The following is a 6,645-nucleotide window of genomic DNA, read 5'->3' on the forward strand; positions in this document are numbered from 1 at the left end:
TGGGACTTAGCGTCCAATCCAAAACGTCTGCGATCACATCCGGCGGACACCTGCCAACCACTCAACGGGGCCAGCTTTCTTCTCAAGAAACCGATTAGGGCTGAGCACGGGTGAGCGGCTCCTAAGTCTCGCAGCTCGATCCCATGAGCCCTAAGCACCGCTTACCTGAACCAGAAAGCTTCTCCTATGTCGAACGAAAATGTCATCACCACCCTGGAAGAGCAAGAACTGTCATGGACCGATCTGGACAAGAAGGCTGTTGACACCGTTCGGGTGTTGGCCGCTGATGCCGTGGAGAAGGTCGGCAACGGTCACCCTGGTACGGCGATGAGCTTGGCTCCGGCAGCGTACCTGCTGTTCCAGAAGCTGATGCGTCATGACCCGAAGAACCCGGACTGGATCGGACGCGACCGCTTTGTCCTGTCCCCCGGTCACACGTCGCTGACCCTTTACATCCAGTTGTTCCTCTCCGGCTACGGTCTGGAACTGAAGGACCTTGAGGCGCTGCGCACTTGGGGTTCGTTGACCCCGGGTCACCCGGAGTACAAGCACACCGCGGGTGTGGAAATCACCACCGGCCCGCTGGGCCAGGGCCTGGCCTCGGCTGTTGGTTTCGCGTACTCGCAGCGTCGTCAGCGTGGATTGTTCGACGCCGATGCTCCCGCCGGCGAGTCGCCGTTCGACCACACCATCTGGGTTATCGCTTCCGACGGTGACCTTCAGGAAGGTGTAACGTCCGAGGCTTCCTCGCTTGCGGGCCACCAGGAACTGGGCAACCTCGTTGTGATCTACGACGAGAACCACATCTCCATCGAAGACGACACCGACATCGCCTTCACCGAAGACGTCCTCAAGCGCTACGAAGCCTACGGCTGGCACACCCAGCGCGTCGACTGGACCAAGACCGGCGATTACGTCGAAGACGTCCAGGAACTCTACTCAGCGCTGCTCGCTGCCAAGGCTGAGACGAACAAGCCGTCCATCATCTCGCTGCGCACCATCATCGGCTACCCGGCACCGAAGAAGCAGAACACCGGCAAGATCCACGGCTCCGCCCTGGGTGCCGAAGAAGTCGCGGCACTGAAGACCGTGCTCGGTTTCGATCCGGCCAAGTCCTTCGACGTTGACGAAGAAGTTCTGGCACATGCCCGCAAGGTCCTGGACCGCGGTGCCGAATCCCGCACTGCCTGGCAGAGCTCGTTCGAGGCATGGCAGTCCGCCAACCCCGACGCCGCTGCCCTGCTGGAACGCGTTGAAGCCAAGAAGCTGCCCGTGGGCATCGACGCCGCGCTTCCCGTGTTCGAAGCCGGCAAGGACGTTTCCACCCGCGCAGCTTCCGGCAAAGTCCTGAACGCAATCGGCCCGGTCCTTCCTGAGCTTTGGGGCGGTTCTGCGGACCTCGCCGAGTCCAACAACACCACCATTGAAGGCTCGCCGTCGTTCATTCCGACGTCCCGTTCCACGGACGCCTGGAAGGGCAACCCGTACGGCCGTGTACTGCACTTCGGTATCCGTGAGCACGCTGCCGCGTCGATCGTGAACGGCATTTCCTTGCACGGCCGCACCCGCGCGTTCTCCGGCACGTTCCTGATCTTCAGCGACTACCAGCGCCCGGCCATCCGCCTCGGTGCGCTGATGGGTGTGCCGTCCCTGTACGTCTGGACGCACGACTCCATCGGTCTGGGCGAAGACGGCCCCACCCACCAGCCCGTGGAGCAGCTCGCCTCGCTGCGCGCCATTCCCGGCCTGGACGTTGTCCGTCCCGGCGACGCCAACGAGGTCTCCGCCGCATGGAAGGCCATGCTGGAGAACCACGAGAACCCCGCAGGCATTGTCCTGACACGTCAGAACATCCCCACGTACGCCCGCGGCGAAGGCGAAGCAAGCGGCGACACGTTCGGCTCCACCGCCGGTGTTGCCAAGGGCGGCTACGTGCTTGCCGAGGCCTCCAAGGACGGCGAAACCGTGGACGCGCAGGTCATCCTGATCGGCACCGGCTCGGAAGTCCAGCTCGCAGTCCAGGCCCGCGAAGCCCTCCAAGCCGAAGGCATCGCCGCCCGTGTTGTGTCCATGCCGTGTGTTGAGTGGTTCAACAAGCAGGACGAGGCCTACCGCGAGTCGGTACTCCCGGCCTCCGTGAAGGCCCGCGTCTCCGTTGAAGCAGGCCTGGCACTGGGCTGGCGCGAATTCGTCGGCGACGCCGGCCGTTCCATCTCCCTGGAGCACTTCGGCGCCTCCGCTGACTACAAGCGGCTCTTCAACGAATTCGGCATCACCGCCGAAGCCGTTGCCGCCGCCGCCAAAGACTCCCTCGCAGACTCCAACGCATAACAGTCTGCTTCCCTCTCACAAGGAGAAAAACACATGACCAGCACTCCCACGCAGCAGCTCTCCGACGCCGGCGTCTCCATCTGGCTTGATGACCTCTCCCGCACCCGCCTTGATACCGGCACGTTGCAGAAGCTCATCGACGAGAAGAACGTGGTTGGTGTGACCACCAACCCGTCCATCTTCCACGCCGCGATCACCGCCGGCACGGATTACGACGCCACCATCGCAGCCCAGGCCGCGGCCGGTGCCAGCATCGAAGAGACCATCTTCGAAATCACCACCACGGACGTCGCTGACGCCTGCGATCTCTTCGCACCGATCGCCGCCGCCACCAACGGTGTGGACGGCCGCGTCTCCATCGAGGTGGACCCCCGCCTCGCGTGGGACACCGCAGGCACCATCGCCGAGGCAAAGCACCTCTACGCCAAGGTCAACAAGGACAACGTCCACATCAAGATCCCCGCCACCCTGGAAGGCCTCGAAGCCATCACGGCAACCCTGGCCGAGGGCATCAGCGTCAACGTGACCCTGATCTTCTCCCTGGAGCGCTACCGCGCGGTCATCAACGCTTTCCAGTCCGGCCTCGAGCAGGCCAAGGACAACGGACACGACCTCTCCAAGATCCACTCCGTAGCATCGTTCTTCGTCTCCCGCGTGGACTCCGAGATCGACAAGCGCCTCGACGCCATCGGCACCGATGAAGCCAAGGCACTCAAGGGCAAAGCGGGCGTCGCGAACGCACGCCTTGCCTACCAGGTCTACGAAGAGCTCTTCTCCACCGAGCGCTGGGCAGTGCTGGCCGAAGCCGGCGCCCTCCCCCAGCGCCCCCTGTGGGCCTCCACCGGCGTCAAGGACCCGGCCTACCCGGACACCCTCTACGTCACCGAACTGGTAGCAGCAGGCGTGGTCAACACCATGCCGGAAAAGACGCTGGACGCGACGTTCGATCACGGCGTAGTCACCGGTGACACCATCACCGGCAGCTACGACGAAGCGAACGAGACCCTCAACGCCCTCGAAGCGCTCGGCGTCTCCTACAACGACGTCGTGACCCTCCTTGAAACCGAAGGCCTCGAGAAGTTCGTGGGCTCCTGGAAGGAACTCCTCGCCGACGTCGAAGGCGCACTCGCCACCGCACCGCAATGAAACGCGCCAAGCAGGTAATCGATGACGGCCAGGCAATCGCACAGGACTGGACATCACTTCAGGTCGGCGACTTAGTTGACGTTATCGACCCCGGCGGATTCACCTACACGGCCTGTATCGAGATCATAAGCAAAGAATCGGACATCGCCTGGATCAGAGCATGGGGCGTCGGAACCCGGCGTCTGCTACACGAACTCGACGGAACCCGGCTGCACCGCAAGGAAAAGCCCTAGGTAAGCCCATCCCCCGAAATCTCTGCCAAGGACGTACCTCCCACAGAGCACCATCAGCATCAATCGAGAAGAAGTAGAGGAAGCCATGACCACATATACCAACAGTTCCAGCCCGCGCAAACCCCTGATCGCGGGGAACTGGAAGATGAATATGGACCATGTTCAGGGCGCGGACCTCTTGCAGAGTCTGGCCGAGGGCCTGTCGGAGGCAAATCACGATCCACAGCGCGTTGAGGTTGCCGTTTTCCCGCCGCTCACAACTCTTAGCACCGTCCAGGCTCTCATCCAGGACGATGGTCTGGATCTGGTCTGTGGTGGTCAGGACCTTTCCCCCTATGACTCCGGTGCCTACACCGGAGATACCAGCGCCCAGTTCCTGGCAAAGCTGGGCTGCAGGTATGTCCTAGTTGGACACAGCGAACGCCGCACCATCCACAACGAGACCGATGACGTCCTGAATGCAAAGGTGAGGGCAGCTTACCGTCACTCCATCGTGCCCGTGCTCTGCGTCGGCGAAGGCTTGGAAATCCGTCAAGCCGGAACGCACGTTGAGCATACGCTCACCCAGTTGAGGGCAGGCGTCGAGGGGTTGACGGAAGAGCAGGCACCTAGGCTTGTGGTCGCGTATGAGCCTGTCTGGGCCATCGGAACAGGGGAAGTTGCCGGCCCCCAGGACGCCCAGGAGATGTGCGCCGCTATCCGCGCGGACCTGACAGAACTGTTCGACGCCGACGTGGCCGCCAGAGCCCGGCTCCTCTACGGAGGCTCAGTAAAGGCCAACAACGCCGCCGCCATCCTCAACGAGCCTGATGTTGACGGTGTGCTAGTCGGTGGCGCCAGCCTTGACTCAGCAGAATTCGCCAGAATCGCATGCGCTGAGAAGCCCCAAACTGCTGCCCCGGCTTTGTGACTGCGCACTCGACAACGGACGTAGGGTGCGGTGTTCGCCATTGCACCGTAGGTCTCTTGACGCAATTCCCACCGGCTGCACGAAAACCCCGGAATCGCTACCAAGTCGCCCTATCCGGATGAATGGCCCGCCAGTCCCATGCAAGCATCGGTTCCGCTTTCTGAATCAGGACTGATTTCACTGCTCGGAGAGCCTGTGCAGTGAGTTCTTCTGTGACGCCCAGGCGCCAACATGTCAAGGTTTAAGCTGACGAAACGGAATCTCATGGGTGTGACCGCGGCCAGATGCCGCAGCTTAGGACGGAAATGTTGTGGTTGTCCTTGGCGTCATGGATCCAAGTTCCTCGCATAGCCGGTTGCTGCTAACACCCACCTTGTTCCAATGCTTCTACATCTTTGTTTTGACCACTGGCCAGCAAGTAGACGTGCTCTCTTATGACTGGTTGTCTTCTTGTTGGAACGGTGACAAGAGCCATCGGTGGAATGACACAGCGGCTAGTCCGCTTTCCTACTTTGGAATTGTGATTCCAAGCCTGGCCATGCGCCGGTAGATGGTCGCCCTGCTGATGCCGAGCTCAGCTGCCGCCCCGCTTACTGTTACCCCTGGCATAGAGAGACACCTGACTATTTCGTCACGTTCAAGAGATTCGATCCTGCTCAGCTGCGGACGGCGCCCACTTAGGAGGTAGGGGGGCAGGTGGCTGATGTCGATGGTCTCTGTGCGGGCGGCCGCGGCGTGTATGACAGTGAAGAGTTCGTCGATATTTTCCGGCCAGCCATGGGCCATTAGTGCCTTGCCCGCGGCAGCGGTGAAGTTGATTTCCCGCAAACGGGTTTGGCGGGCAGCGTATCTGGCCAGGTGCAGAACATCGTCGCCGCGTTCCCGCAGTGCCGGAACGGGAACCACTGTGTCGACCATCCCCGCCAAGGGATGCGGGACGCCGTCGAGCCTCTCGGCAGTGACGGCCCATGCGAGCGTCGGTGCGCTTCCGCCTTGGGACGTAGGAAGTGATCTCAGTGCTCGGAGGGCCTGGGCATGGAGTTCTTGCGCAGCCCACGCGGGCAACACGTCGACGTTTTCGACAATGACAGCGGTTGCCGGCTTGGCCAGCTCGGGGGTCCAGAGTGACAGCCACGCCTCGACGTCACTGGGTGTGGGGGCGGCAGCAGAGAGGATGCGGCTCCCCGGGTGAACCTGCCGCATTGCCTGTGCCAGGAGGGTAGCTCGCCCCGCGCCCTGCTCGCCTACGGCGGCGACAACCCGTCCGGAGGCAAGGGCGTGAGTCGCCTGGTCGAGGGCATTTGTCCAGGCTGACGACATCCTGCGCACGGTTCCGGCCGCCGGTTCGAGCTTGCCCCTCTGGACGCGGAAGACGCCGCCCTTTGGCCCGACTTTTTCCTTCCGGCCCTGTGACCTCGCGAGCATTAAGGCGGAGGTGTTACCAGCCGCTGATTCGGCCAATGCCAGCAGCAACTGGGGGGACGAACGGGACCACGTGGTGATATTGACGCTGCCTTCCAGCAATCCAGAAACCGGATCGAAGACCGGGACGGCAGCGCAAGTGTAGGTCCGGAGGCTGGCACTGTAGTGTTCGTCAGCCCGGACGAGGGTAGGGATGCGGTCAGCCAACGCGAGCCCCATCCCGTTGGTCCCGGCATCCCGTTCGGAAAACGCGAAGCCCGGCGCCAAATGAACCTTGTCAAGCGCCCGTAAGAGAGACGTGTCTCCGCTGAGCCTGTTCAGGAGCAGGCCCCCGGCATCGGTGAGCATGAGGCTCAGGGGCTCGTTCGCCAATGTGCTGTAGAGACCCGTCAGCACTTCTTGGCCGCACTGGAAGAACAGTGAGTCGGTCCCTGCCGAGCCAGCCCACGTCGGCTCCACTTCCTCGGCAGAAACCCCGTATTCCTCGCTTCGCTGCCACGAAGCAAGCAGGCGCTTGGCAGGGGTGATGAGCTGGCCGGCGTCCGTGGTTGGGCCCCCGTTAGCAGTCCAGCGTTTATGCGATAGCTAATTGGTTTTCTTGCG

At 62.3% G+C, this 6,645-nt stretch carries 5 protein-coding genes; 4 read left to right on the forward strand and 1 reads right to left on the reverse strand.

The features are described from left to right. The first annotated feature begins 186 nt into the window (after positions 1–186). From tkt to tpiA, 4 genes are all read left to right on the forward strand, one after another. Positions 187–2,331 (forward strand): transketolase, encoded by a 2,145-nt coding sequence (gene tkt, locus ACLRGI_RS21925; protein WP_419203565.1) that lies wholly within the window; start codon positions 187–189, stop codon positions 2,329–2,331. A gap of 33 nt (positions 2,332–2,364) precedes the next feature. After that, a complete protein-coding gene (tal, locus tag ACLRGI_RS21930) occupies positions 2,365–3,477 on the forward strand; it encodes a transaldolase (RefSeq protein ID WP_419203566.1) in 1,113 nt (370 codons plus the stop codon). Continuing rightward, positions 3,474–3,710: a hypothetical protein gene (locus tag ACLRGI_RS21935; protein WP_419203567.1), complete on the forward strand. Its 237-nt coding sequence runs from the start codon at positions 3,474–3,476 to the stop codon at positions 3,708–3,710. Before tal ends, ACLRGI_RS21935 begins: the two co-directional genes overlap by 4 nt. 85 nt (positions 3,711–3,795) lie before the next feature. Next, positions 3,796–4,620: a triose-phosphate isomerase gene (tpiA, locus tag ACLRGI_RS21940; RefSeq protein WP_419203568.1), complete on the forward strand. Its 825-nt coding sequence runs from the start codon at positions 3,796–3,798 to the stop codon at positions 4,618–4,620. A gap of 507 nt (positions 4,621–5,127) precedes the next feature. On the opposite strand, the gene ACLRGI_RS21945 is transcribed toward tpiA, so the two are convergent. After that, complete coding sequence (locus tag ACLRGI_RS21945; RefSeq protein WP_503409130.1) at positions 5,128–6,570, reverse strand: AAA-type ATPase lid domain-containing protein; 1,443 nt, start codon at positions 6,568–6,570, stop codon at positions 5,128–5,130. Positions 6,571–6,645 lie beyond the last annotated feature (75 nt).

It is taken from the genome of Paenarthrobacter sp. PPS72 (assembly GCF_048537125.1).
Taxonomy (GTDB): Bacteria; Actinomycetota; Actinomycetes; order Actinomycetales; family Micrococcaceae; genus Arthrobacter; species Arthrobacter nitroguajacolicus_E.

Excerpts from the sequence above, each read along its gene's own strand:
- tkt (WP_419203565.1), top strand. The coding sequence starts at position 187 with ATGTCGAACGAAAATGTCATCACCACCCTGGAAGAGCAAGAACTGTCA.
- tal (WP_419203566.1), top strand. The coding sequence starts at position 2,365 with ATGACCAGCACTCCCACGCAGCAGCTCTCCGACGCCGGCGTCTCCATC.
- ACLRGI_RS21935 (WP_419203567.1), top strand. The coding sequence starts at position 3,474 with ATGAAACGCGCCAAGCAGGTAATCGATGACGGCCAGGCAATCGCACAG.
- tpiA (WP_419203568.1), top strand. The coding sequence starts at position 3,796 with ATGACCACATATACCAACAGTTCCAGCCCGCGCAAACCCCTGATCGCG.